A 25,157-nucleotide genomic window follows, 5' to 3' on the forward strand; every position below is an offset into this window, starting at 1 on the left:
ACGGCCGTCACTCGCTCCGGCAGATCATGACCGGACACGTCGCGTGGTGGAGCAGATTCTGGCTCGTCGAGCCCATCAGCGCGCCGAGCAGCGGTCCCCGGCCGTGGCTGCCGACGACGATCAGCTGGGCGTCCCCCGCATGCCGCAGGATGACGTCGGCTGCGGCGCCCTGCTCGGCCACCCTCGTCACCGACACGTCCGGGTATTGTTCCGACTCGCCCGCGAGGCCCTCGGAGAGCAGTGCCTCCTCTTCCTGCTTCACGGCGTCCCAGTCGACGAGCATGCCGGTGCCGCCTGCGCCGAGCCTGGGGGAGCCCTGCCACGTGTGGACGGCGCTCAGCGGCGCCTCGAAGAACGACGCGAACTCGAATGCGTGGCCCACGGCTTCGCGGCTGAGGTCGCTTCCGTCGACCCCGACCACCACCGGACGCTGGTCCGGTGTGGTGACCTCACCCCGGAGAACGATCACCGGGCAGGGTGCGCGGTTGGCGACGTGCAGCGCCGTCGAGCCGAGCAGCACCGAACGGATCGCTCCCGTTCCTGTGGATCCGAGCACGATCAGCCGGGCCCAGTCGGCGGCCTCGAGCAGTGCAGTGCCCGCGGGACCGGGACTGATGGTCGTCTCGATTTCGAGACCGGGGAACTTCGGTCCCAGCACCCTCTTCGCCGTCCCGATGATGGCCTCGCCGTCCTCGCGCAGCTGACTGAGGAACTGTGATTCCAGCATGATCGCGGCGGGGCTGTACAGCGGGCCGTCCTGCGGCAGCGCGTGCACGAGCGACAGCGTGGCACCCCACTTCGACGCGACTGCGGCGCCCCACAGGGCGGCAGCGGTGGAGGCGTCGGATCCGTCCAGGCCGACGACGACGGAATGACTGGCGGGTGTGCTCACGTCTGGCTCCCTTCGCTCACGCTGGTGGGTACTCCCCGACTGTGCCCTACTTCCAGACTTTTCGGGCCGCCTTCCGCGCGGTCTTCGACTCGGGTTTCACTTGCGGAGCCAGGGTGTCGCCGCGATCCAATTCGCGCTGCAGCAGCATGCCGAGGCCGAGGCTCGACTCGGCGGAGTGCTGATCCTCCGCGACCATCGCGAGGATGTGGTCCCGCGCGATGACGGCGTCCTGGTACTCGCCGAGCACGTCCTGAAAGCCCTTGAACTTCGTCTGAGCGCGGTCGGAGGCCTTCGGTGCCAGCGACCGCGTCGACTCGATTGCATAGCGCATTCGCTTGGCGCGCTTACGCGCTCGGTGTGTCAGTTCATCGCGCTCGCCCCGGGTGGTCGCGGCCGCCGCCGTCCGCACGCGCTTACGGACGGACTTCGACAAGGTGCGCAAGGACTTCGCTACGGCCTTCTTCGACGGGCCGCCGCCCCCGGACGACTCGACGGCGGCGAGGAACGTGTCGAGCCCGGCGAGCAGGTCGAGGTAGCGCTGGGAGTTCAGGGCGGCCAGTGCTGCGGGCCGGGCCGTCGCGGCGAGTCCCGAGAAGTACTCGTCGAGGCGCGCCCGCACGACCTCGCGGTCGGGTATTTCCTCGGCGCCACCCAGCCGATCCACGAGCCGGCTCCACTGCACCTCGGTGTCCCGCGCCGCGCTGAGGGCCTGACCGACCCAGCGGAGTTCGACGATCAACTCGTCGACGGTTTCCTGGTCGCGCAGGCTGGACCCGTACACCTGCAGGACACTCCGGATGCGCCGGGCCGAGACCCGGAGGTCGTGGACGGACTCCTCGAGGTCGCGCCGCACGCCGAGGTCGGCCGTCACGAGAGAATCCTTCTGCGCCGCCAGGTACTCCAGCAGCAGCGTCCGCGGAGCGGAGCCCTTCTTCCTGCGCGCGGGGCGCGGGGTGCCGGTCACCGCATCGCCGAGCGCCCGCCGCAACTTCGACGGCGCGTCCGATCGGGTGATTCCGGCATCGGTCAGCCGGGAGTCGATGGCGTCGAACAGGTTTCGGTCGCCGGCCGCGAGCTCCACTTCGATCTCGCGCCACACCCGCTCGTCGGATCCGGTTCCCGTCTCGGGGACGGCAGCGATCACGACGTCCGAAACGACCTCGGCGAGCGTCGTCCCCGCCGCGTCCACGAGCCGCTGCCGCTCGCGGTCGGTGCTGATGAGCGCGACCGGGTTCAGGGCGGCGCCGCGGGTGACGGCCGTGAGCAATTCCGTGAATTCCCGGGGCACCTCCGTCTCGGGGTACTCGGCGTCGGGCGCCAGTTGCAGCTCGGTCCGCTCGTCCGCTCCTGCCGGGATCTTCAGGTGCCAGCCGGCGTCGTCGCCGCCTTCCCGGCGGCGGAGGGTGATTCCGGCGCGGAGCAGCAGCAGTTCGCCCGTGTCGTAATACAGGGCGGACAGCTGGACGGTGTCGCGTCGCGGTTCACCGTCGACGCCCGGAAGCCCCGAGAGGGCCGGGAGTTGCTGCTCGGATGTCGCTTCGTACTTGCGTTCCACTTCGGAGACGGACGTCGCACTACTCATGTCACCATCCTTCCGCCTGACCGCGGTGAGGGAAAGAACGCGAGGTCAGCCCGGCCAGTCGAGAGTGCGCCGGCTCGTGAAGCGGCGACGGTCGCCCGAGATCGGGTCGACGAAGTCGACGGACCGGGCCAGCAGTCGCAGCGGCGTCGAATAGTCGTCGGCGGCAACGTCGTAGAAGTCGGGATAGAAGTTGTCGCCGTGGATCGGGATGCCGAGCGAACTCATGTGCAACCGCAACTGGTGCGTCTTGCCGGTGTGCGGCAGCAACCGGTACCGGGCCGCGTCGCCGTGAACCTCGAGGAGTTCGATGCGGCTCTCGCTGTTGGCTGGACCCTCCACCTCGTACGCCTTCAAGACGCCCCGCTCCTTGACGATTCGACTGCGGACGGTGGCGGACAGCGGGAGATCGGGGTCGTAACGGGCGACCGCCTCGTACTCCTTGACCACCCGGCGCTGATCGAACAGCGACTGGTAGTCGCGCCGGACCTCACGACGCACCGTGAAGATCAGCACCCCGGCGGTCAACCGGTCGAGCCGGTGCGCCGGTGTCAGTTCCGGCAGGTCGAGGTCCCTGCGCAACCGGACCAGCGCCGACTCCGCGATGTACGCGCCGCGCGGGGTGCTGGCCAGGAAGTGGGGTTTGTCCACGACGACGAGATCCTCGTCGCGGTGCAGGATCTCGATCTCGAACGGCACCCGCTTCTCGACCGGCGGATCCCGGTACAGGTACACGAATCTGCGGGGCGCGAACGGGGTGGACTCGGTGATCGGCAGTCCGCGCTCGTCGACCACTTCCGCCGTCGCGACCTTCTCGCGGAGGCGGGTCTCGTCGTGCGGAAAACGCGCGACCAGGTACTCGAGCACGGTGGGCCACGAGCCGTCGTCCGGCATCCTCAGCCGCGTCGGGTTGAGGCCGTCGCGGACGGGAAGGGGGGCGTCGGGCACCCCGTCACGGTAGTCGACAGGCTGCGGAAATCCGCCGTTGACCGCGGGGGGACTCGTGGTTACTATCCGGTAAGTTTGTGACGCGGGCCACCCTGATGGCCGCTGAGGCGCGTCATCGGAGGATTTTCACGGGGGTTCGTGGTGATCGTGCGTCAACGGGCGTTTGGTCCGGGTGCAGTGGTAGTTGCTCTTGCGATGGCGGTGGGTCTCGCTGTCGCCCCGGCGGTGACGGCGTCGGCGGATCCGACGGGCGGGGCGGCCGGGGCTGCGTGGAACGCCGCGGTCGACGCGCCGCCCGAGTACCCGCTGATCGCGATCGACTGGGACGTCCCCATCACCATGAGTGACGGAACGGTGCTGAAGGCCAACGTCTATCGCCCCGCGGACGCCTCCGGCAAGCCGATCGACGCCAAGATGCCGTCGGTTCTGGGCGTCACGCCATACACGAAGCTGGTCGGCAACGTCGTCGACTCCGTGTTCGCGGTACCGGGCCTCGAGGACACGGTCGTCGACCTGGTGAACTCCTTCGATCTCGCCGGAACACCGTTCGACGGAGTCGGTGAAGCGGCGAAGGTGCTCACCGGCGGCGGCATGCGCGTCTTCGGCATCAACCGCGACCTCGTCCGGAATGGGTACACCCAGGTGGTGGTCGATGCGCGGGGCACCGGCTTCTCCCAAGGGGAATGGCAGGCGCTCGGTCCGCTCGAGCAGCAGGACTCCGTCGAGATCATCGACTGGATGAGCAAGCAGGGGTGGTCCGACGGAAAGGTCGGAATGGCGGGGGTGTCGTACTCGGGAATCAACTCGCTGCAGGCCGCGGGCCATCAGCCGCCGGCGTTGAAGGCGATCTTCCCGACCGAACCGGGCAACGATCTGCTCCGCGACATCGTCGGAACGGGCGGTGGTCTCGGCGTGGGATTCATGCCGCTGTGGCTGTCACTGGTCAACGGTCTCAAGTTCGTTCCCGACGTTCAGGCCATCGCGCAGGGGCGCTTCGACCAGCAGTGGCTGCAGGATCGGTTGCGGGATCCGCTGACGCTGTTCCCCGCACTGATCGAGGCCATGACCGCGCCGGACATCAGCGGTCTCGACCCCGACACGTTGCGGGTGGCGCAGGACGGCCGGTTCTACGAGGAGCGGAAGGCGCAGGCCGCGAACATCGAGGTGCCGACGATGCTCTACGGCGCGTGGCACGACATCTTCGCGAACAGCGAGCCGCGGGTCTACAACGACATCCCGCTGCCTGCCGGCGAGAAGCAGCTGATCATGAGCGACGCCTACCACATCTCGTTCGGTGGCGGCTTCGGAGCGCAGGGTGCGCCGCCGCGACTCGACGTCCTCGAACGCGCCTGGTTCGACAAGTGGCTGAAGGGCATCGACAACGGCATCGAGGAGTACGGCCCGGTCACGCTGTATCAGCAGGGCAACGGCTGGACCACCACCGATCAGTTCCCGCGGGCCGGCGTCGACTACCAGCGGATGTACCTGTCGGGTGCCCCCAGCGGCACCGCCGGGCACGCCACCCACGACGGCAGCCTGGTGTCGGCGAAACCTGGCGACGCGGCACAGCTCACCGTCGCACCCGGCCTTCGCGGGCTCTGTTCCCGCGACGGCGCACAGGGCACCGCAGGCGCGGCCGTCGTCTTCGGATCGGTGTGCAGCAAGGACTCCCGGTTCGCCGAGGCCGAGGGCCTGACGTTCACCAGTGCCCCCGTCACGCAGCCGACCGAGCTGTCGGGTCCGGTCAATCTGCACCTCGAGACCGTGCTGGACGCCCCGGACGGATTCTGGGCCGTGACGCTCAACGACGTCGCACCGGACGGCACGTCGACTCCGCTCACCAATGGCGCTCTCACCGCTTCCATGCGGGCCGTGGACGATTCGAAGAGCACCACGTCGGCGAACGGCGACTACACCGAACCGCACCATTATCTGACGGTGGACGCCCGTCAGCCGCTGGTTCCGGGTGAAGTGACACCGGTGGACATCAACTTCGTGCCCACCGACGCGGTCCTCGAACCGGGGCACCGGCTGCGCGTCGACGTGTACGCGGGCAGCGTTCCCCGGTACCTGCCGCTCGGACCGATGCTGGCCGACAGTCAACTGAAGCCGCAGCACGTCGCGTTGTCCCCGGAGCGGCCGAGTTTCCTCAATCTGCCGCTGGTCGGAGCGCAGGCGTGGTGACGGGTTCACGCCACGACCCGAGATCCGTAGGGTTGACGTCATGAGCAAGTGGACAGCTTCGGACATCGTCGATCAGCGCGGCCGCACGTTCGTCGTCACGGGCGCCAACAGTGGTCTGGGGGAGGTGGCCGCGCGGGCTCTGGGCAAGGCGGGGGCGCACGTCGTGCTGGCCTGTCGCAACACCCACAAGGGGGAGGTCGTCGCACGCTCGATCGGTGACAACGCCGAGGTGCGCCGCCTCGATCTGTCCGACCTCGCCTCGGTGCGCGAGTTCGCCGCCGGCGTCGATTCCGTCGACGTACTCGTGAACAACGCCGGCGTAATGGCGGTTCCGCAGCGCAAGACCGCCGACGGATTCGAAATGCAGATCGGCACAAATCATCTCGGACACTTCGCGTTGACCGGACTGCTGCTCGACAAGATCACCGATCGGGTCGCCACGATGTCGAGTGCCGCACACCAGGCGGGAACGATTCACCTCGACGACCTCAACTGGGAACGCGGCAAGTACAATCGCTGGAGCGCGTACGGGCAGTCGAAACTCGCGAATCTGCTGTTCACGTACGAATTGCAGCGCAGGCTGTCCGCGGCGGGATCTTCCGTCAAAGCGGTGGCCGCGCACCCCGGTTATGCGTCGACCAATCTGCAGGCCCACACCGAGTCGGTGCAGGACAAGCTGATGGCCGTCGGCAACCGGATCTTCGCGCAGTCGGCGGAGATGGGGGCGCTGCCGATGCTGTACGCGGCCACCGCACCCGACGTGATCGGCGGCAGCTACATCGGGCCGGACGGCCTGTTCGAGCAGCGTGGCCACCCGAAGGTGGTGGGCTCCAACAAGAAGTCGCGAGACGAGCACACCGCGCGGGCGTTGTGGTCTCTGTCGGAGGACCTGACGGGCGTCGAGTTCAAGTTCGGGTGACCCGACGCCCGTCGGGGTTTCTCAGTCTTCGGTGACCTCGAGGGTGACGTCGATGTTGCCGCGGGTGGCGTTGGAGTAGGGGCACACCTGGTGCGCCTTCTCGGTCAGCTCGAGCGCCTCGGCGCGGGGCAGGTGGGGGAGGGAGACCTCGAGGGTGACGGCGAGACCGAATCCACCGCCGTCCGTCGAGCCGATGCCGACGCGGGCGCCGACGGCCGAGTCGGCGACGTTCGCCTTCGCCCGACGGGCGACCAGCTGGAGTGCGGAGTGGAAGCATGCCGCGTATCCGGCGGCGAACAGCTGCTCGGGGTTGGTGCCGTCGCCGGACCCGCCCATCTCGGTGGGGATGGCGAGGTTCAGGTCGAGCCGGCCGTCGGACGTGCGGGCGTGGCCGTTGCGGCCTTCTCCGGTCGCGAGGGCTTCGGCGGTGTAGACGATCTTCATGGTTACTTCTCTCCTGTAGGGGTGTTGAAACTGTGAAGTGATTCGGTGAGCCGCGACAGGGTGTCCCGCAGGGCGACGAGTTCGTCGACGTTCATTCCCGTCGACTGAGCGAGTTCCGTGGGGATGCCCTCCGCGGCGGCGCGGAGACCCGCGCCCTTGTCGGTGAGGTGAATCCCGACCCGGCGCTCGTCGGCCGAGGAGCGCCGGCGTTCGACCAGGCCCAGCGTTTCGAGCCGCTTGAGCAGTGGCGACAGCGTGCCGGTGTCGAGTTCGAGGGCGTCGCAGATCTCGCGCACTCCGCGGCCGTCCCGCTCCCAGAGCACCAGCAGCACGAGGTACTGCGGGTAGGTCACTCCCAACGAGTCGAGCATCGACCGGTATCTCGCCGTCATGGCCCGGGAAGCTGAGTACAGCGCGAAGCACACCTGGCGGTCGAGGGCGAGGTTGTCGGTCACCACTGAATAGTTGCACACAACTTGGTTGTGCACAACCAAGAAACACGCTCGGTGATTGCGCTTACACTGTTGGCCAGTGACACGGGGTGCTACCCGGCGACGAGCCGGCGGCTGAGAACAGACCCGTCGAACCTGAACTGGGTAATGCCGGCGAAGGGATGTCGCGGAGACGGCCGTATGCGCTCATCCGATGTCTCGTCGCCGACCGAACGGAAGGTGGCAGCATGCAGCTCGACAAGCAGATCGTCCTGGTGACCGGCGGTGGGCGGGGCCTCGGCGCCGCCATCGTGCGATCGTTCGCGGCGCAGAACGCGCGGGTGATCGTGAACTACCGGAACAGCCGGGACGCGGCGGAGGAACTCGCGGCCTCCCTGGGCGCGGACCGTGCGGTCGCGTTGGGGGCCGACGTCACCGACGCCGGACAGGTGGCGACGCTGTTCTCCGCGGCGGAGGGGCACTTCGGTTCACCGGTGACCACGGTGATCAACAACGCGCTCGCCGACTTCTCGTTCAACGGCGACGCACGCGACAAGGCGGACGTCATCACGTGGGAGTCCTTCGACTCGCAGCTGCGCGGCAGCGTGAAGGCGACACTGCACACGACGCAGGCCGCGCTGCCGGGCATGCGTTCGCTCGGGTTCGGCCGGATCGTGAACATCGGGACCAACCTGTTCCAGAACCCCGTCGTCCCGTACCACGACTACACGGCCGCCAAGGCCGCGGCGCTGTCGCTGACCCGCACCCTCGCCGCCGACCTCGGTCCCGACGGCATCACCGTCAACATGGTGTCGGGCGGGCTGCTCCGCACCACCGACGCGAGCGCCGCCACTCCCGACGAGGTGTTCGACCTCATCGCGGCGAGCACCCCGCTGCAGCGGGTCACCACCCCGGACGAATTCGCCGACGCGGTGCTGTTCTTCGCGTCCCCGTGGTCGCGTGCGGTGACCGGCCAGAACCTCGTCGTCGACGGCGGACTGGTCAAGGACTGACATGACCGACGCCCGGCAACTGCACTTCAACGCGTTCCTCTTCAGCTGCGGGCACCACGGCGCCGCGTGGCGGCACCCGTCGTCCCAGGTGGAGCGACTCTGCGACATCACCTACTACGAGGAGCTGGCGCAGACCGCGGAGCGGGGCTGCCTCGACGCGGTGTTCTTCGCCGACGGGCATTCGGTGCGCGACCCCGCATCCGGAGGCGTGTGGTTCCTCGAACCGCTCACCGCGCTGTCCGCGATGGCGCGGGCGACGGAACGGGTCGGGCTGGTGACTACGGTGTCCACCACGTTCTACACACCGTTCCACGCGGCCCGGATGCTGGCATCCCTCGACCACATCAGCGGCGGCCGCGCCGGCTGGAACGTGGTGACGTCGATGTTCGACGCCGAGGCGCGCAATCACGGACTCGAGGAGATGCCGCCGCACGACGAGCGCTATTCGCGCGCCGCGGAATTCGTCGACGTGGCACTCGCTCTGTGGGATTCGTGGGGGCCCGACGCGCTCGTGCTCGACCGGGAGGGCATCTTCGCGGACCCGGCCGAGGTGAAGCCGGTCGAGCATCGGGGCAAGCATTTCCTCGTGGACGGTCCGCTGAACGTGCCGCGCTCGCCGCAGGGTCATCCCGTGCTGTTCCAGGCGGGCGCGTCCGATCAGGGCCGCGACCTGGCCGCCCGGTGCGCCGAGGGCATCTACGCCGTCGCCTACGACCTCACGGCCGCGCAGAGCTACTACGGCGACGTGAAGCGGCGCATCCGCGCGGCGGGCCGCGACGCCGAGACGGTGACCGTGATGCCCGGTCTCGTGACCTACGTCGGCTCGACCGCCGAGGAGGCCCGTCGGAAGAAGGCGGAACTCGACGCGCTTCTGCCCGTCGAACAGTCGCTGGCGCAGTTGTCGATGTTCGTCCAGCAGGACTGCAGTGCCTGGGAACTGGACGCACCCGTTCCCGCGCTGCGGCCGCTGTCGGAGTTCACCGGGCCGCAGGGCCGGTACGACACGATCCTGCGGATCATCGAGAAGGACCGTCCCACCGTGCGGTCGCTGCTGGGCACGTTGGCGGCGGGCGGCGGGCACTGCACCATGATCGGAACCCCGGAATCGATCGCCGACGAGATCGAGGTGTGGTTCCGCAGCGGCGGGGCCGACGGCTTCAACCTGATGCCGCCGCTCTACCCGAACGGCCTCGCCGACTTCGTCGACGAGGTGATCCCCGTCCTGCAGAAGCGGGGGCTGTTCCGCGCGGAGTATGAGACGGAGACCCTGCGCGACCATCTCCGGGGGCGCCGGCAGTTGCCACCACAAAGAACACAACCTTCTCTAAGTACGCAACAGTGACTGTGAGCGTCCCTCCCCCCGACACTGGCTGTTATCGCGATCACACCGCGACGCGAGTTCGGACGAGGAGTGGCAATGCTGGTAGCACTCGGCTTTTTGATGGTGGCCGTGTTCATGTTCTTGATCATGTCCAAACGGGCCACTCCCGTGGTCGGGTTGATCGCCGTCCCGGTCGCATTCGGTATCGCGGCCGGAGCGGGCCTCGGCATCGGCGACATGATCACCGACGGGATCAAGTCGCTGGCGCCGACGGCCGCGTTGCTGTTCTTCGCGATCATCTTCTTCGGGATCATGATCGACGTCGGCCTGTTCGACCCGCTGGTGAAACTCATCCTCCGGCTCGTCCGCAACGACCCCATGCGGCTCGTCGTCGGCACGGCGGTGCTCGCGATGGTGGTGTCGCTGGACGGTGACGGATCCACGACATTCATCATCGTGACGTCCGCATTGTTGCCGCTGTACATGAAGCTGAAGGTCAGCCCCGTGGTTCTCACGGTGGTCGCCGGCCTGTCGAACGGCGCGATGAACATCGTCCCCTGGGGTGGACCGACGGTCCGGGCCGCCGCGGCGCTGAATATCTCGCCGTCGGACGTGTTCGTCCCGATGATCCCGTCACTGGTGGTCGGGCTGCTCGTCGTGCTGCTGTTCGCCGTGCAGCTGGGCTACAGCGAACGCCGCCGCATCGGAACGCTCCAACTCACCGACGAGCGCCTCCTCGTCTCCGCGGGCTCCGGCCTCCGCCGGTCCGCGACCGGCTCCGGATCCGGGGGCAACGGTGACACACCCCGAACCGGTGGCGGCTCCGGCGACGCCGGATCGGACGACGGCCAGGGCTTCGTCGACGGTCTCGACCCCGAGCGGCCCACGCTGCGACCGAAGCTGCTGTGGTTCAACGCGCTCGTGACCGTCGCGCTCCTCGTCGTGCTCGTGATGGACGTCCTGCCGATTCCGGTCCTGTTCATGGTGGCCGCATCGATCGCGCTGACGGTGAACTTCCCGCGAGTCAAGGAACAGCAGGAGGCGATCACCCGCCACTCGTCGAGCATCGTCTCCGTGGTCGCGATGGTGTTCGCCGCGGCCGTGCTCACCGGCGTGTTCCAGGGCACCGGAATGGTCGAGGCCATGGCGCAGTGGCTGCTCGAGATCATCCCGGCCTCGCTCGGACCGCACCTGGCCGTCATCACGGGCATCCTGAGCCTGCCGTTCACGTTCTTCATGAGCAACGACGCCTTCTACTTCGGCATCATGCCCGTCCTCGCCGAGACGGCGGCCACGTACGGCATCGAGCCGGTCGAGATGGCCCGCGCATCCATCACCGGCCAGACGTTCCACATGCAGAGCCCCCTCGTCCCGGCCATCCTCCTGCTCGTGACCCTGGCGGGTGTCCCGCTGGCGGACCATCACAAGAAGGTGCTGTGGCGCGCGGCGCTGGTGTCGCTGTCGATGCTGGTGATCGGTGTGGTCCTCGGGCAGATCCCCTGGTGACCTAGTCCTCGGTGTCGGTGTCGGTGGCGGGCCCTTCAGGGGTCGCGCCACCTTCGCCGCTCCAGTCGGCGCCCGAACTCTTGTCGTCCTCGGCCGGATCGGACATCACGTCCTTGTCCGCGCCCGGGGCGCCACTGTCGGTGGTCGTGGTCTTCGGTCCGGATGTGTCCTTCGGTGTCATGTCCGACGGATACCCCGAAAACGGGGTGCTCCAATCAGACGGACCCGGGTCTGCAATTCGAAAACTCCGTCGGGGATTGGCAGGTAAACAATACTTCGACGTAGTGTTCCCCGGGTTATCGACGATGAAGGAGTGGAACTGTGGCGCGCAAAGTTGTTGTCGAACGCATCGACGACATCGACGGAACTCCGATCAAGAACGGTAAGGGGGAGACCATTCCGTTCTCTGTCGACGGCGTCGACTACGAGATCGATCTGAAGGTCAAGAACGCCAGGGAATTCCACAAGACTCTCGACTACTACATCGAGCATGCAACTCGGGTCGGTGGAAGAAAGCGTCGGTCGACTCCTGCAGTGGCACCGTCGCAGGGACGTAGCCAGGCGAAGGAGATTCGAGAATGGGCGACCGAGCAGGGCTATGAGTTGTCCGCGCGTGGACGTATTCCTGCCGAGATCGAGGAAGCGTACAACGCAGCTCACTGAGTCCACGGTGTCGCGGGTGGTCGACGCCTCCAGCCGCCCTGTTTGGGTCGGCTGGAGGCTGCGGTCGGTCGTCAGTATCGGCGCGCTGCGTGAAATGACATGGAGTTCATGGCTACTCGCGTGACCGGCCGTCCCGGAGCGGGTGCGTGGACGACCGTGTCGTTTCCTGCATAGATCCCCGCGTGGCCGCCCCCGTAGAAGAGAACGACGTCGCCGGGCTGCAGGTCGCTCTCGTCCACGGCGGTCCCGTGTCGGAGTTGCTCGTAGGTGGTGCGCGGAACGGACACGCCGGCCTGCTTGTACGCCCATTGAACGAGACCGGAACTGTCGAAGGCGCGGTGGTCACCGGCGCCGAGGGTGCACGGAATTCCGATCCTGGATGCGGCAGCGTGCAGCGCGTGGCGTCCCGGCCGCACCGGAGGACGGCGGAACGTGTGAACCAGGTGATGTCCGTGGTTGCCGGTGTGTGGGTTCATGCCGTCGTTGCTCCAGTGCACTCGGTGTGGTGTCGCGACGTGGGGGACGTCTGATTACAGGGTGGTCCCAGTGCGGTCTGGGCGCATCGGCTGAACTACCCGGGTACGTGCCTGTCTTCTCTCTGCTCGGGCGCCGGAAGCGACGGCCGCCCGGTAGACCATTCGATCTGGTCGGTTTGGTACTCGCTAGTAGTGCGTGCCCCTCGTAACGTCGAACGGGTAAAGGTTATGCCAAAAGGAGTGGTCCGCTACGTCCTGTGGACTGGTGAAGGAAGGCGGACGATGACGATCCGAGAATCGGCGAACTGTGCTTTCGGTGTCGCACGCTTGGCGTTCGACGCAGGAGCTGCCCTCCTGTCCGTTGCCGTGGCTGTACCGGTCGCGTTCGCCGCGGGCGAGGCGAGGTCGATGGCACACTCGGCACGTGGCGACATCGCGCCGGCCACCGGGCCGTCGGACAGTGAGCACGTGCACGACCTGGGAACCGTCGTCGAACTGATCTAGCACGAATCCCGCGGGTCCGCTCCTCACCCCGTGCTGGAGTGAGCTCCGGTCATCAGGGCGGCGAGGTCGTCGGGTTCGAGGAAAGACGGGGGCGGCGGTGGTCCCCAGGCGTAGAGGCCGTGGAGTCCGTGTAGCACTTCCGGGCTCCAGAGTTCGTCTTCGGGGACGGTGTCCATGTCGGAGTAGTACTCGGAGAAGTTTCCCGCCGGGTCCTCGAGGTACCAGAAGAAGTTCGCGCCCGCGTAGTGCCGTCCGAGGCCCCAGACGTGCCGTTCGGGGTTGGTTTCGAGCATGGCGTGGGCGCCGCGGCCGACTTCGTCGATGTCATCGACCTGCCAGCTGGTGTGGTGCATGAAGTTCACCGGTGCGGCCATGACGAGGACGTTGTGGTGCTCGACGGAGCACCGCAGGAATGCCGCCTTGTCGCCCATGTAGTCGCTGACCTTGAATCCGAGACCGTCGGTGAAGAACTTCATGGTGGTTTCGAGGTCGGTGGACCCGATTACCGCGTGTCCGAGTTTGCGGGGGCGAACCGGTTCGGGGCGGGTGAGGAACGGGGCCCGTCCCCACCGGTCGATCCGGCCCGGACCGTTGTACGGCGTCGGCAACACCGCGGGGGCGATGACGATCCGGGGCCGGACCTGCACCCGCACCAGGGTGCCGGTGACCGGTTCGACGGCACTGACGGACGTGCCGTCCTGTTCGAGTGCCACGCCGAGCCCGGTCAGCCGCGCCGTGATGGCGGCGATGTCGTCGAGATCGTCGGCGGCGACCGTCAACTCGACCAGTCGCCGCGTGGGCGCGTGGACGATTTCGAGTTGCTCGCCGCCGTTGCGGGTGGCGAACACCCCGTTCCCGCGGTGTTCGAGTCCGAATTCGGTGTAGTAGGCGATGGTGTCGTCGACGTTGGGGACGCCGATGGTGACCTTGCCCAGTCCGTGCAGAGCCATGGTTCGTCCCTACTTCGCGTCGGGGTCGGCGATGAAATGCTGGTGCAGCTGACCGATGCCGTCGATCCAGCTGTCGAGTTTTTCGCCGGCCTGCAGGAATCGCTGCGGTTCGCGGCCGACGCCGACCCCGGCGGGGGTGCCGGTGAAGATGACGTCACCGGGGTAGAGGGTCACATTGCGCGAGAGGGTGGCGATCAGCGTGGAGACGGGAAAGATCAGGTCCCGGGTGCGGCCCTTCTGCATTTCCTCGCCGTCGATGGTGCAGCCGAGTTCGAGGTCGTCGGGATTGGTGAACTCGTCCGGGGTGACCAGCCAGGGGCCTTGCGGGGAGAACCCAGCGAACGACTTCCCGAGGCCGAATTGCGGTGCCGGGCCGCGGGTCTGGGTGATCCGTTCGGAGATGTCCTGGCCGGCGGTGAGACCGGCGACGTGCGCCCAGGCGTCGGCCTCGTCGATGTTGGTGGTTTCGCGTCCGATGACGGCGACGAGTTCGATTTCCCAGTCGACGTTGCCGCCGGCGGGGATGATCACGTCGGTGTCGGGGCCGGTGAAGCTGGAGGCGTACTTGGTGAACACCGGCGGAAGGTGGGTGGGGGATTCGAAACCGGATTCGGCGGCGTGGGCGTGATAGTTCAGGCCGACCGCGAACACCTGACGGGGAGCCGGCGACGGTGCTCGGAGGAGGGAGCGGTCGATCGAGAAGCTGTCGTCGGAGAAGGCGGACAGGTCCTGTTCGGCTGCCCATGCAGTGACGTCGTCCCAAGCCTGGTAGACGGCGGGCAGTTCGGGGCCGAACCGGCCGCGGGAGGCGTGGGCGAGGTCGATGCCCCGCTCGGAACCCTCGTCTGCGATGGCGAGAGCGGCACGGCCGTCGATGTTGGCGATACGCATGAAAGTGGTTCTCCTGGAGCGTTGTCTGTTGTGAGTGGCTAGAGATCTGCGTTGACGGAGGCAGGTGTCGGCCTCGTTTCGGAAGGTTCGGGGGTGACCCGCCGCGGGGACGGCAGGGCCACGAAGGCGACGGCGCACAGCACCGTCAGCGCGGCGACGACATAGAGGACTGCGGTGTAGCTTCCTGTTCGGTCCACCACGGCACCGACCCACAGGGGTGCGATCCCGCCGCCGAGGACGAATGCCATGTAGGGGCCGGCATAGGCCTTTCCGAAGGCGGCGAGACCGAAGTATCGGGACGTGAAATAGCCGACCATATCCAGCTCGGCGCCGAGCATGCATCCCAGAGTAAAGGCCAGGACAGGGGCGAATCCGACTCCGCCGACGGCGAACAGCACCACGCCGGTGGCGCACAGCAGGCAGAGCGAGGCTGCGACCGCGGTCGGCCGGAGGATGTCGATGAGCAGTCCGATCACCAGTCGGCTCAGGATCACCGCGAGTCCCATGATCGATGCGATCGACGCCGCACCGCCGACACTCATCCCGTACTGCCGAAGCATGGGGACCAGGTAGGGGACGAGGCCGGTGAAGGCGACCGACATCAGGCCGAATGTGAGAATCAACCGCCAGTAGAGGGGGTTCCTGCGGATGGTGGCGAAGTCGTCACCGTCGTGGGCCGGCCGTCCGGGCGTGTCCTGCGTACTTCCATTTCGGGGTGCAACCTTCAGGAGGAAGAGGGTCGGGAGGGTTCCGGCAAGCGCGATGCAGGCCAACGTGAGGTAGCCCAGTCGCCATCCTTCGAGTTCGATGACGCGGCCGATGGCGACCGGAATGATGGCGCCGGAGAGCCCCATTCCCATCATCGTGATACCGAGCGCGAGGCCTCTGGCGCGGTCGAACCAGCTGCTGACCGCCCGGGTGAAGGCAATCGGTCCGGAACTCGCACCGAAGAATCCGATCAACGCCATCGCTGTCATGTAGGCCGGCACGGAGTGCACGACCGTTCCCAGTGCGGCGAATCCGGCTGCCAGGCACAGTGCTCCGGCAATCGTCGGGGCCTTGACTCCGAACCTGTCGACGGCGTAACCGACGATGGGGGCGGCGAGCGCCATCCCGAAGGTCAGCAAGGTGATGGACAGCCCGTACATCGCAGCGCTGAGGCCGATCTCCCTACCGAGATCGCTGGTGAACAGACCCGCCGAGTAGATGGCGAGCCCGGATACCCCAGTGCCGACACCCACGGCGGCCGCTGACAGAGTCGGCCACCCGCGCCGGAATTCGTCCCCGCGTGACATGGTCAATGCCTTACTCCTTTGTTGCGGTGGTGATGACCATCACTGTTCCTGTTCTCGGGTTATCCGGGAAGCGGCAACTCGTGATGGAGGGAATTCGTGCGGCGAATAGACCCTGTTCGGACGGGTGTCACGCGCACACGAGTGCTAGCGGCCGGCGCGTCTCCCCAGGATCCGTCGTTGCGATGCCGTCGCCGCGCTCACGAGAGCGGACGGATCACGCCCGAGCACTACTCCGCCCCGCTTGACGAACCGCCCGCCGATGAGCACCGAATCGACATTGCCCCCGTGAGCGGCGAGAACCACGGACGCCACCGGATCGAGTACAGGTACCAGGTTCAGGTCCGTTGCGCGCACCAGGATGATGTCGGCCTGCTTGCCGGGAGTGAGCGAGCCGATGCGATCGCCCTGCCCGACCGCTCTCGCCCCCTCGATGGTGGCGAATGCGAGCACATCTTTCAGGAACACCTGCGCACGATCGGCCGCGACGGAGCTGTGGCCGCCGCCCATCCACGAACGGTGGTAGCCGAAGAGCATTCGCATCTGCGTGAACATGTCTCCGCTGCATTTGGTTTCGGTATCCCCGCTGAGGCTCGGTCGTACGCCGGCGGCGAGCATGCGGTCGAGGGGGACGTCGCCGATGCCCTGTGAGTTGAGCTCGCAGTGCACGCCGATCGACACGGTGGCACCGGCGTCGGCGATCATCGCGAGTTCGACGTCGGAGGAGCGGCAACAGTGCACGAACGTCAGGTCGTCGGCGAGAAGTCCGGCCTTGTCGTACTGCGCGACGGCGTGGACCGGTTCGTTGTGCGCGTACGCACCGGCATGCACCGATGTGCGGATGCCCAGGTCACGCGCGAGGGCGAGGTCGGCCTGCCACACCCCGGGCGCCGTCATCTCGGGGCCCCTGGCCGCCATGGCCAATGTCACGAGTCCGCCCGGGTCGGAGAAGTGCTGCTTCTGCAGCCGTTCGATGTCGGCCGGGTGGGTGAGCATGCTGTTCTCGGTCCACCGGCCGTCGCCCTGCAGTGGCCATCCGTGGCCGAAGACGGCACGGATACCCGCCTCGCGCAGACCGGTGACCGCAGCGTCGGAATGCTCGGGCGAGTTCTGGATGTGGGACCAGTCGAAGAGGGTGGTCGTCCCGGCACTCAGCGCCGATACCGCGCCGAGGAGGTTTCCGATCTCGACGTCCTCGGGTTCGTACGCGGCCCCGATTCCCCGGAGCATTTCGTCGAAGTATTGGAGGGGATCGAGTTCGGCGTATCCGTGCCGCATGACGCTCTGCCAGGTGTGGCGGTGAGTGTCGACGAATCCGGGGAGCGCGATCATTCCGTCGACGTCGAGGATCTCGACGTCTGGTTCGACGTCGATCCGCGAGTCGATTCCTGCGATCAGATCGTCGCTGATCAGGATGTCAGCTCGGTCGAAGTTTCCGATCGCCGGATCGACGCTGACGACCGTTGCTCCCCGGAGGAGAGTGCGGCGTGGTCGGGCATGACTCGGGTCCATGAGTGTCCTGTTCGGAGAGAGGCAGATTGACTGCCTTCAGTCTCATTTTCCCGCGGTTATTTGGGAACGCCGGGTCGCATATAGTTTGTATCCATGAGCTCGATACAGCGGATTTCAGGCCATCGCGCCAAGCTGGACCTCAACCTCATCGTGTCTCTGGACGCGCTCCTGCGCGAGCGAAGCGTGAGCCGCGCGGCGATCGAAGTCGGTCTGAGCCAGCCGGCGATGAGTGCGGCGCTCGCGCGGCTTCGGAGGTACTTCGGGGATCCGCTACTGGCTCGGGTCGGCAACTCGTATCAACTCACGCCGCTCGCCCGCAGCCTGGTCGAGCGCACGACGGTGGCGATCTCGGCGGTCGATCGAGTGCTCGACGCCGAGCCGGGCATCGAGATCGAACGGTCCAGCCGCGAGTTCACCCTGATCATGTCCGACTACATGCTCGCCGCCGTCGGAGACACCATCACCCGTGATCTGCTGGCGCAGGCTCCGCATCTGCGCATCAACTTCGTACAGTTGCGACCGGAGATCGTCGATCGTGCATCGGACAGTCTCCGTACCGCCGATGCCCTGGTCGTACCCCGTGGCTTCGTCAGCGACCTGCCCTCGGTCGACCTCTTCTCCGACCGATGGGTCTGTGTGGTGGCCGAGGACAACGAGCACATCGGGGACGCAATTCGGTTGGAGCAGCTCACCGAATACCCGTGGGCTGTGTTTCAGACGCATCCCCACGCCGCGACGACACCGCTGCATCAGGTCAGGGCGCAGGGGGTCGAACCATACGTGCAGGTTGTCGGCGAGAACTACCTGGCTCTGCCGTATTTCGTCGCCCACACCGATCGTGTCGCCCTTCTGCCGGAGCGATTGGCGGCCCGGATGAGCGGCGGAATGGGAATTCGGTCGGTGGACTTTCCCTTGAATCTCGCCCCACTGAACCATGCGCTGTGGTGGCACCCGATGTACAACGCGGATCCCGAACATCGCTGGCTCAGAGCGCAACTCGTCAAGTCACTCGCATAAGTGCCGAAAGAGGTGTGGGAGGGTCGGCTCGGGTACGCACGAGACGACCCTCCCGGACATCTCATTCGACGGCGAGGCACCGCTTGATCGCCAGCTGGGCATCCTCGCGCGCGGGGGCGTCGACGCTGGCCCAGGCGATGTACCCGTCGGGCCTGACCAGAAGGCTCTTGACGTCGTCGAGCCCGGTGGGTGCGAGAACGACGTGGCCGGTGTGTGCGCGCACCGGCGCGCCCTGCAGAGCCAGGTCCGCGTAGGTGCCCGCCCCGGTGGCGTCGATGAGGACGAGAGCATTTTCGCGCAGCATTTCACCCATCCTCATCGGACCGGTCCCGGTGACGAGATCCAGATCGGGACAGCGGTATCCGACCATCGGATGGTGGTGCGACTCAGCAGGGTAGGGGAAGGACAGCCCGTTCAGTTCGAGTCCGATTCGGCGATTGACCTCCGGAATGGGCAACAGGTCGCGTTCGAACATCCGCTTGAACTCCACCCCCTCGGGTGTGAAGTCGAACTGGACCGAGCACTGTGCTGCGACACTTCTCAGTAGTGCCTCCGCCACCGGACGGCGTTCGGCCTCGTAGGTTTCCAGGAGTGCCGGTCCTGCGTGTTCGTTGATGACCGCGGCGAGTTTCCAACCGAGGTTGAACGCATCCTGGATGCAAAAGTTCATCCCGACGCCGCTGGCGGGATAGTGGATGCGCGCCGATTCGCCGACGAGGAACACTCGGCCCTGCTGGAATTTCGTTGCGATTCTGAGCGAATCGGTGAAACGAGACGCCCACACCAGATCGTCGAACGGCAGGTCCTTCTCCAGAACATCGGTGAGGCATCGGCGGACCTCGTCGGCCGTGACCGGCTCCGCCGCAGGGGCGTGCCTGCGCTCGGCGTGCACAATGTTGAACCGGGTGATGGACTCGTTCTCGCCGAACGGAAACGAGGTGACCCAGCCCTTGGCGTTGTCGATCATCCGCCGCGCTTCCGGCCACGGCCGATCCATCCTCAGATCTGCCACGATTCCGGTGAAAGTCGGCCCGTGTCCCTCGAAACCGAGACCGAGTTGCGACCGCACGATACTCCGCCCGCCGTCGGCGCCGACCAGATAATCGGCAGACAGCCTCACGGGTCCGTCCTCGGCCGCCGCGGTCACGGTCACCGCGGTGGAGTGCTGGACGACGGATTCGACAGTCACGCCGTGCTTGACGACGACTCCGAGACGGAGCGCTTCCTCCAGCAACAGTTCCTCGGTGTGGTTCTGGGGAAGAACCAGCCGAAACCCGAACCTCGATTCGAGGTGGCGCCATTCCACGGGTTGCATCCCCGCCCAGATGTGAACGGGGATCAGTGGGTTGGAGCGAATGGTCGCGGCCCTGTCGATGAACTTCTGCGCCAGGCCCCGCGAATCGAGTAGCTCGAGAACTCTCGGCAGAACGGTCCCGGCTCGCGACTGCACCGGCTGCGTTCGACGTTCGAGGACGACGACTTCGACTCCGGCCCGGGCCAGTTCGGTCGCGACCGTCAGACCCGACGGTCCGCCGCCGACGACTATTACTCGAGCGGTCATTTCGAATCAATCTCCTTGTTGTACGGCATCGTGGGAAGTGAGGGTGTGTGGCAGGACCGGCACAGGTGTTCGTGTAGGAACGCGGCGACTTCGGCGATCGTGGCGTCCGTGTCGAACGCGGGGTCCTCGTGATTGGCACCCTCGAGAAGGCGCAGTCGCACCGTCTGCCCGCGGCGTCGAAGTTCCAGCGCCATCCGCCGGCTGTGCTGCACCGACGTGACCGAGTCACGTGTTCCGTGGAGCAGGAAGACCGGCACGTGGATGTCGCGCGCTTTCGCAAACGGGCTGATGTCGGCGAGTTCGCGATCGCTCACCGTCGACTCGTCGACGCCCAGCAATCGGGCCCTCAGGTAGAGAGACGACGGGAGTGCGGGGACCCCTGCCGGCCAGACCTGCTCGAGGATCTCGCGCGGTATCGGCGAGCCGGCGTCCGGACGGTCGAGGTCGCCCCGGGAGGTGAGGTCGTAGCATCCGAAGTAGCCGACAGCGGCCTGCACGTGTGGACCGGGCAACTCGTGCGGTGCACGCGGAATCGCCGGAGTGGCGGTGGCCAGAAGCGCGAGATGGGCGCCTGCCGATGCTCCCCAGAGGGCGACACGAGTCGCGTCGACACCGAAGGCGTGCCCGGGACCTTTCAGCCACTCGATCGCGGTCACGATGTCGATGATCTGGGCGGGGAAGGGGGCCGCGGTAGAGGGTCGGTAGTCGATGCTCGCGACGGCAAATCCGTGCCGCGCGAGTCGCTCCGCCCGCGCGGCATGACTCTTGCGAGAGCCGATCATCCAACCACCGCCGTGCAGGTAGAGGACGACGGCGGGGGTGGCAACGCCGATCGGCAGAGACAGATCGAGTCGGAGGACCTGCCCGTCGGGACGCCCGAACTCGATGTCGGGACAGGATTGGATCTCGTATCGGGCGGACTGCCCGACCGGGGTTCTCACGTTGACGTCACCTCTTCGCCTGGTCGCGGGTCCCTCACCGATGTGGCCCGTGGCTCAAGGGTGGCGGATCAGGGAGTATTCGGGAATCGGCAGTTATGTATGGTGGCAATCCATCGGACGAATACCTTCAGTTCGCGGTGCTATTCGGTGTCGGTGGAAGACAACAGGGCCCGGCGCGGCATACTCTGTCTCGTCACCGCGCCTCCCGGGCCGAGACTTTGAAAGATGGTAATTGCATGGCAGATTCACGGATCGACTCCCTGGTACCCGCCGAGCTGGACGTCGAGCAGAAAGCGTTGTACGACAGCATCGCGACGGGTCCGCGCGCACAGGGGCCCCAGCTGTTCGCCCTTCAGGATGACGAGGGCAGGCTCAACGGGCCGTTCGGGCTGATGCTGCATGTGCCCGGACTCGGTTCTGCGCTGCAGGAACTGGGGAGTGCGGTGCGGTACCGGACGGCGATGACCGCCCGGATCAGAGAAATCGCGATCCTCACGGTCGCGGCCGCAACGGAAAGCGAATTCGAACGCTATGCCCACGAACGGGTCGGACACGCCGTCGGACTGAGCGACGAAGAGATGACGGCACTTCGGAGCGGCGAGTTCCGTTCCGAAGACGCCACCGAACGGGCTGCGTACGACGTGTGCCGTCACCTACTCGAGGGCGCCAACACCCTCGGAGACGAGGAATTCCGTCGATTCGAAGCCCGCCTGGGTCACCCGGCACTCCTCGAACTCGTGGTCCTGGTCGGCTATTACCGGACCTTGTCTCAGATGATGAATGTCTTCGACGTCGGCGCACCGGAGGGTCTCGGCGACGAGTAGAACACCGCAGCATCTGTTTCAGCGTCGGCGGGAACGGCGCAGCCGGAGCCGGCTGTAGGTGACGACCGCGAGCACGCAACTGATGAGCACCAGCATGGCGATGCTGAGCAGCCACCACGATGCGGCGTGCTGCCAGAGCGTGTCGGGCTCGGTGCCCGTGGCGTTCGTGCGCAGGTCTACCGTCGAGGCGGCGGCCGCGAACCCCCAGCGGGACGGGAAGAGCCACGACAGTTGTTCGAGCACTCTGCGTCCGGTGATCGTGATCAATCCGCCGCACATCACCAGCTGCACCATGATCGTGACCACCAGCATCGGCATCACCTGCTCGTTCGAGCGAGCGACCGACGACAACGCCAATCCCACCAGGACGCAGGAACAGGTGGTGACGGCGATGTCCACGATCAGTTCGACTGAGCCGGAGGGGATCACGCTGCCCCGGCCCGGAAAACCCTTGCCCACGAAAACGATCGTCACCATGATCACCGACTGCACGATCGCGGCGGCGCAGAATACGACGATCTTCGCCGTCAGGTAGGCGGACGGCAGCAGCCCGGCGGCACGTTCGCGGAGATAGATCATGCGCTCTCCGACCAGATCGCGGATGGTCAACGAGCACCCCATGAAGGCGGCGCCGAGGATCAGCACCACCAGGATCTGGGTGAGTTCGCCGGATTCGTCGAAGCCCGACGGACCGAACCCGGTGTCGCCGGGTACGAGCACGGCCAGGCCGCCGAGCACGAACGGCAGAAGGGACAGGAAGATCAGGTAGCCCCGGTCGGCGCGGATCAGCCGGGCCTGGCGGCGGGCGACGGTGCTCAACTGCTTGCGCCGCGACGTGTGCGCGGGACTGCCGAGAGGTCCGGGCGGGCTCGGTGGTGGCACCTCTACGGCGGGGCGGGTGGCGCGGTACTCGGCGAACACCCCGTCGGGGTCGGCTGCGACACGGGCGAAGATGTCGGCCCAGTCGGTGCTGCCGAGTGCGGCCCCGACCCGGTCCGGCGGGCCCACGTAGGCGGTCTTGCCGCCCGGTGCGAGGAGCAGGACCTGATCGCACATCTCGAGGTACGACAGCGAATGCGTGACGATGACGACGACGCGGCCCGAATCGGCGAGGCGGCGCAACGTCGCCATGATCTGCCGGTCGAGCGCGGGATCGAGACCCGAGGTCGGTTCGTCGAGGATGAGCAGGGATGGGCCGGTGAGCAACTCCATCGCGACGGACGCGCGTTTGCGTTGTCCGCCGGACAGCCGATCGACCCGTGTGTCGGCGTGTTCGGTCAGCTGCAGTTCGTCGAGCACCGTCGCTATCACCTCCTCACGGTCGGCCCGGCTGGTGTCCGGCGGCAGCCTCAGCTCGGCGGCGTAGCCGAGCGCCTGCCGGATGGTCAACTGCCGGTGCACGACGTCGTCCTGGGGGACCAGCCCGATGCGGGAACGCAGCACCTGGTATTCGGCGTGGACGCTGCGTCCCTCGAACTCGACCACACCTTCCGTGGGGCGTTCCGAACCGGAGATGATGGTGGCCACTGTGGTCTTTCCCGCGCCGGAGGGGCCGATCACCGCGGTTAGACTCCCCGGCTGGGCAGCGAACGTGACGTCCTCGAGCAGCCGTCGCCCGCCTTCGATGGTGAGCCCGACTCCGTCCACGCGCAGCCCGCCTGCGGTCGGGGTGACCGCCTGCCGTGGAAGGAGTCGGCCTTCCTTCACACTGAGATCGGTGTTGCCGATCGTGACGACGTCGCCGTCGGTCAGCTGCGCGCGCGACACCCGGGCGCCGCCGACGAACGTTCCGTTGACGCTCCCCAGGTCGTCGATCTCGAGACCGGACGGCACGTTGTGGACGATGGCGTGATGGCGTGAGGCCAGCACGTCCCGGACGACGATGTCGCTGTCCGGTGCCCGTCCCACCGTGAGCGATCCCGTCGGGACCGCCGCGTGCGGTGTCGGGGGCGGGGCGCTCGGAACCCCTACCTCGATTGTCGACTCGTCCCATCGGCCGCCCACGTCCTGTCGCGTCGCGTCGGGATCTTCGACCGAGATCCGCACGACCGGCCCCTCGACTGCGTCGCCCAGTCGGACGAGGACGGGGTTCGTGACGGGGACCTTTTCTCGGCGCTCGCCGTCGACGAAGATCCCGTTCTTGCTGTCGGAGTCGACGAGCTGCCATCCCTCGTCCCAGGTGAGCCGCGCATGCTCGCGCGACACCATGGGATCGATGATCGTGATCTCCAATTGCGGATCCCGGCCGATGCGGACGGCTTTGCCCGCGCGGTAGCTTGCCCGGCCGTGGTCGGTCTCGACCACGACCCGCGGGTGCGCTGTGTTCGCCCGGTCGTCCATCGCCTCGGCCTCCGGTCAGCGTCATCGGGCGTAGAGCGTCGACTCCTTCCATGGTCGCACGCACACCCCGGGATTCGTCGGCATAACGCTCACTCTCGGTATCGCCGTGGCCCGGAAGTGAGGAACACTGAGCCGGGTGAGTACGTCCCTGGCGAATCCCGGTGTCGGACTGGCTGTGCTGTGCACCGTGATGATCGTGTGCGCGGCGGTGGTCTACCGCTTCACCCACCTCGGTAGCCCACTCGTCGTGCCAGGTGCGGCGATTCGAGGTGCTGCCCAGCTCGCCGCGGTGTCCCTGATCCTGGCCGCGGCTCTCGCGCATCTGTGGTCGTCGATCCTCGTGCTCGTCGTGATGTTCGCGGCGGCGGTGGGAACGTCCGCTCGCCGCGCGAAAGCCGGGCGGTCCGCCGGGTGGCTGGCGCTGTCCCTCGCCGCGGGTGTCGGCATCGTGTTGCCGTTGATGCTGGTCAGCCGGGTGGTGCCGCTCGAAGGTGTCGCTCTCGTTCCCGTCGGCGGGATCGTGCTCGGTGGTGCGATGACGGCCACCTCCCTCGCCGCGCGACGCGCGCTCGATGCGGTCGAACAACGGTGGGGTGAGGTGGAGGCGGGGCTCAGTCTCGGACTCGGCGTCCGGGATGCCCGTATGGAAGTGGTCCGGTCTGCCGCCTCGGACGCGTTGCTCCCGGGCCTCGATCAGACCCGGACCGTCGGGCTGGTCACCCTGCCGGGGGCGTTCGTCGGGGTGCTGCTGGCAAGCGGTTCCGCAGTGCAGGCCGGGGCGGTCCAGATTCTCGTCCTCGTAGGACTCCTGCTCGCGCAGACGTGTGCGGTGGCCGTGACGATCGAACTGGTGGCCCGGGAAGCCGTCCACCGGCCGAGACTCCACACCGTGTGAACGTGAAGGATCCGGGTCTGGCCCGAACGCCGGTCAATTCCATCATCGGTCGCG

24 protein-coding genes and 1 riboswitch are annotated in these 25,157 nt (G+C 67.0%); of the genes, 10 read left to right on the forward strand and 14 right to left on the reverse strand.

The window, feature by feature from the left end; translation table 11 throughout:
- Positions 1-7: 7 nt before the first annotated feature.
- The 3 genes from ACFWAY_RS02270 to ACFWAY_RS02280 are packed head-to-tail and all read right to left on the reverse strand — an operon-like array spanning position 8 to position 3,419.
- Positions 8-892 (reverse strand): universal stress protein, encoded by an 885-nt coding sequence (locus ACFWAY_RS02270; protein ID WP_378455706.1) that lies wholly within the window; start codon positions 890-892, stop codon positions 8-10.
- Positions 893-938: 46 nt separating this feature from the next.
- Positions 939-2,474 (reverse strand): CHAD domain-containing protein, encoded by a 1,536-nt coding sequence (locus tag ACFWAY_RS02275; protein WP_378455705.1) that lies wholly within the window; start codon positions 2,472-2,474, stop codon positions 939-941.
- Between the two features lie 45 nt (positions 2,475-2,519).
- Complete coding sequence (locus ACFWAY_RS02280; protein ID WP_378509694.1) at positions 2,520-3,419, reverse strand: pseudouridine synthase; 900 nt, start codon at positions 3,417-3,419, stop codon at positions 2,520-2,522.
- Positions 3,420-3,614: 195 nt separating this feature from the next.
- On the opposite strand from ACFWAY_RS02280, the gene ACFWAY_RS02285 reads away from it, so the two are divergent.
- Complete coding sequence (locus tag ACFWAY_RS02285) at positions 3,615-5,603, forward strand: CocE/NonD family hydrolase (RefSeq protein ID WP_378509741.1); 1,989 nt, start codon at positions 3,615-3,617, stop codon at positions 5,601-5,603.
- Positions 5,604-5,643: 40 nt separating this feature from the next.
- Positions 5,644-6,522, forward strand: a complete 879-nt coding sequence (locus tag ACFWAY_RS02290) for an oxidoreductase (protein ID WP_378509695.1) — start codon at positions 5,644-5,646, stop codon at positions 6,520-6,522.
- A 21-nt stretch (positions 6,523-6,543) separates the two neighbouring features.
- On the opposite strand, the gene ACFWAY_RS02295 is transcribed toward ACFWAY_RS02290, so the two are convergent.
- The gene (locus ACFWAY_RS02295; RefSeq protein WP_378509696.1) at positions 6,544-6,966 is read right to left on the reverse strand and encodes an organic hydroperoxide resistance protein; all 423 of its coding nucleotides are present in this window, start codon (positions 6,964-6,966) and stop codon (positions 6,544-6,546) included.
- Between the two features lie 2 nt (positions 6,967-6,968).
- Entirely contained in the window at positions 6,969-7,421 is a 453-nt protein-coding gene (locus ACFWAY_RS02300; RefSeq protein WP_378455700.1) for a MarR family winged helix-turn-helix transcriptional regulator, read from the reverse strand.
- Positions 7,422-7,493: 72 nt separating this feature from the next.
- Positions 7,494-7,597, forward strand: a riboswitch (TPP riboswitch).
- A 48-nt stretch (positions 7,598-7,645) separates the two neighbouring features.
- Between ACFWAY_RS02300 and ACFWAY_RS02305 the strand changes: the two genes are divergently transcribed.
- The 3 genes from ACFWAY_RS02305 (at position 7,646) to ACFWAY_RS02315 (ending at position 11,237) form a co-directional block, all read left to right on the forward strand.
- Positions 7,646-8,410, forward strand: coding sequence for a 3-oxoacyl-ACP reductase (locus ACFWAY_RS02305; RefSeq protein ID WP_378455699.1), 765 nt, complete (start codon positions 7,646-7,648; stop codon positions 8,408-8,410).
- Position 8,411: 1 nt separating this feature from the next.
- Positions 8,412-9,752, forward strand: a complete 1,341-nt coding sequence (locus tag ACFWAY_RS02310; RefSeq protein WP_378509697.1) for an LLM class flavin-dependent oxidoreductase — start codon at positions 8,412-8,414, stop codon at positions 9,750-9,752.
- Between the two features lie 75 nt (positions 9,753-9,827).
- A complete protein-coding gene (locus ACFWAY_RS02315; RefSeq protein ID WP_378455697.1) occupies positions 9,828-11,237 on the forward strand; it encodes a CitMHS family transporter in 1,410 nt (469 codons plus the stop codon).
- Between the two features lies 1 nt (position 11,238).
- Here ACFWAY_RS02315 and ACFWAY_RS02320 read toward each other — a convergent pair whose 3' ends face one another.
- Positions 11,239-11,418 (reverse strand): hypothetical protein, encoded by a 180-nt coding sequence (locus ACFWAY_RS02320; protein WP_378455696.1) that lies wholly within the window; start codon positions 11,416-11,418, stop codon positions 11,239-11,241.
- Between the two features lie 140 nt (positions 11,419-11,558).
- Between ACFWAY_RS02320 and ACFWAY_RS02325 the strand changes: the two genes are divergently transcribed.
- Complete coding sequence (locus tag ACFWAY_RS02325) at positions 11,559-11,900, forward strand: Lsr2 family protein (RefSeq protein WP_378455695.1); 342 nt, start codon at positions 11,559-11,561, stop codon at positions 11,898-11,900.
- Between the two features lie 71 nt (positions 11,901-11,971).
- Here ACFWAY_RS02325 and ACFWAY_RS02330 read toward each other — a convergent pair whose 3' ends face one another.
- A complete protein-coding gene (locus ACFWAY_RS02330; RefSeq protein WP_378455694.1) occupies positions 11,972-12,376 on the reverse strand; it encodes a C40 family peptidase in 405 nt (134 codons plus the stop codon).
- A gap of 282 nt (positions 12,377-12,658) precedes the next feature.
- Between ACFWAY_RS02330 and ACFWAY_RS02335 the strand changes: the two genes are divergently transcribed.
- Positions 12,659-12,880 carry a hypothetical protein gene (locus ACFWAY_RS02335; protein WP_378455693.1) on the forward strand — a complete coding sequence of 74 codons (222 nt, stop codon included), beginning with the start codon at positions 12,659-12,661 and terminating at the stop codon, positions 12,878-12,880.
- Positions 12,881-12,903: 23 nt separating this feature from the next.
- Here the strand turns inward: ACFWAY_RS02335 and ACFWAY_RS02340 are convergent, their stop codons facing one another.
- From ACFWAY_RS02340 to ACFWAY_RS02355, 4 genes are all read right to left on the reverse strand, one after another.
- Positions 12,904-13,830 (reverse strand): VOC family protein, encoded by a 927-nt coding sequence (locus ACFWAY_RS02340; protein WP_378509698.1) that lies wholly within the window; start codon positions 13,828-13,830, stop codon positions 12,904-12,906.
- A gap of 9 nt (positions 13,831-13,839) precedes the next feature.
- The gene (locus tag ACFWAY_RS02345) at positions 13,840-14,721 is read right to left on the reverse strand and encodes a fumarylacetoacetate hydrolase family protein (RefSeq protein WP_378455691.1); all 882 of its coding nucleotides are present in this window, start codon (positions 14,719-14,721) and stop codon (positions 13,840-13,842) included.
- A gap of 38 nt (positions 14,722-14,759) precedes the next feature.
- Complete coding sequence (locus ACFWAY_RS02350) at positions 14,760-16,016, reverse strand: CynX/NimT family MFS transporter (protein ID WP_378455775.1); 1,257 nt, start codon at positions 16,014-16,016, stop codon at positions 14,760-14,762.
- Between the two features lie 144 nt (positions 16,017-16,160).
- Positions 16,161-17,525 carry an amidohydrolase family protein gene (locus ACFWAY_RS02355; RefSeq protein ID WP_378455690.1) on the reverse strand — a complete coding sequence of 455 codons (1,365 nt, stop codon included), beginning with the start codon at positions 17,523-17,525 and terminating at the stop codon, positions 16,161-16,163.
- Between the two features lie 93 nt (positions 17,526-17,618).
- On the opposite strand from ACFWAY_RS02355, the gene ACFWAY_RS02360 reads away from it, so the two are divergent.
- Positions 17,619-18,542: a LysR family transcriptional regulator gene (locus ACFWAY_RS02360; RefSeq protein WP_378455689.1), complete on the forward strand. Its 924-nt coding sequence runs from the start codon at positions 17,619-17,621 to the stop codon at positions 18,540-18,542.
- A gap of 61 nt (positions 18,543-18,603) precedes the next feature.
- Here ACFWAY_RS02360 and ACFWAY_RS02365 read toward each other — a convergent pair whose 3' ends face one another.
- Together ACFWAY_RS02365 and ACFWAY_RS02370 are read right to left on the reverse strand one after the other, a co-directional pair.
- Positions 18,604-20,103 carry an FAD-dependent oxidoreductase gene (locus ACFWAY_RS02365; RefSeq protein ID WP_378509699.1) on the reverse strand — a complete coding sequence of 500 codons (1,500 nt, stop codon included), beginning with the start codon at positions 20,101-20,103 and terminating at the stop codon, positions 18,604-18,606.
- Entirely contained in the window at positions 20,100-21,044 is a 945-nt protein-coding gene (locus tag ACFWAY_RS02370; RefSeq protein ID WP_378509700.1) for an alpha/beta hydrolase fold domain-containing protein, read from the reverse strand. Before ACFWAY_RS02370 ends, ACFWAY_RS02365 begins: the two co-directional genes overlap by 4 nt.
- A gap of 236 nt (positions 21,045-21,280) precedes the next feature.
- On the opposite strand from ACFWAY_RS02370, the gene ACFWAY_RS02375 reads away from it, so the two are divergent.
- Complete coding sequence (locus tag ACFWAY_RS02375; RefSeq protein ID WP_378509701.1) at positions 21,281-21,868, forward strand: carboxymuconolactone decarboxylase family protein; 588 nt, start codon at positions 21,281-21,283, stop codon at positions 21,866-21,868.
- A gap of 18 nt (positions 21,869-21,886) precedes the next feature.
- On the opposite strand, the gene ACFWAY_RS02380 is transcribed toward ACFWAY_RS02375, so the two are convergent.
- Complete coding sequence (locus tag ACFWAY_RS02380) at positions 21,887-24,208, reverse strand: FHA domain-containing protein (protein ID WP_378509702.1); 2,322 nt, start codon at positions 24,206-24,208, stop codon at positions 21,887-21,889.
- 136 nt (positions 24,209-24,344) lie between these two features.
- Between ACFWAY_RS02380 and ACFWAY_RS02385 the strand changes: the two genes are divergently transcribed.
- Entirely contained in the window at positions 24,345-25,103 is a 759-nt protein-coding gene (locus ACFWAY_RS02385) for an ABC transporter permease (protein ID WP_378455684.1), read from the forward strand.
- Positions 25,104-25,157: the final 54 nt, after the last annotated feature.

The organism is Rhodococcus sp. NPDC059968 (assembly GCF_042738615.1).
In the GTDB taxonomy this organism is placed as follows: domain Bacteria; phylum Actinomycetota; class Actinomycetes; order Mycobacteriales; family Mycobacteriaceae; genus Rhodococcus_F.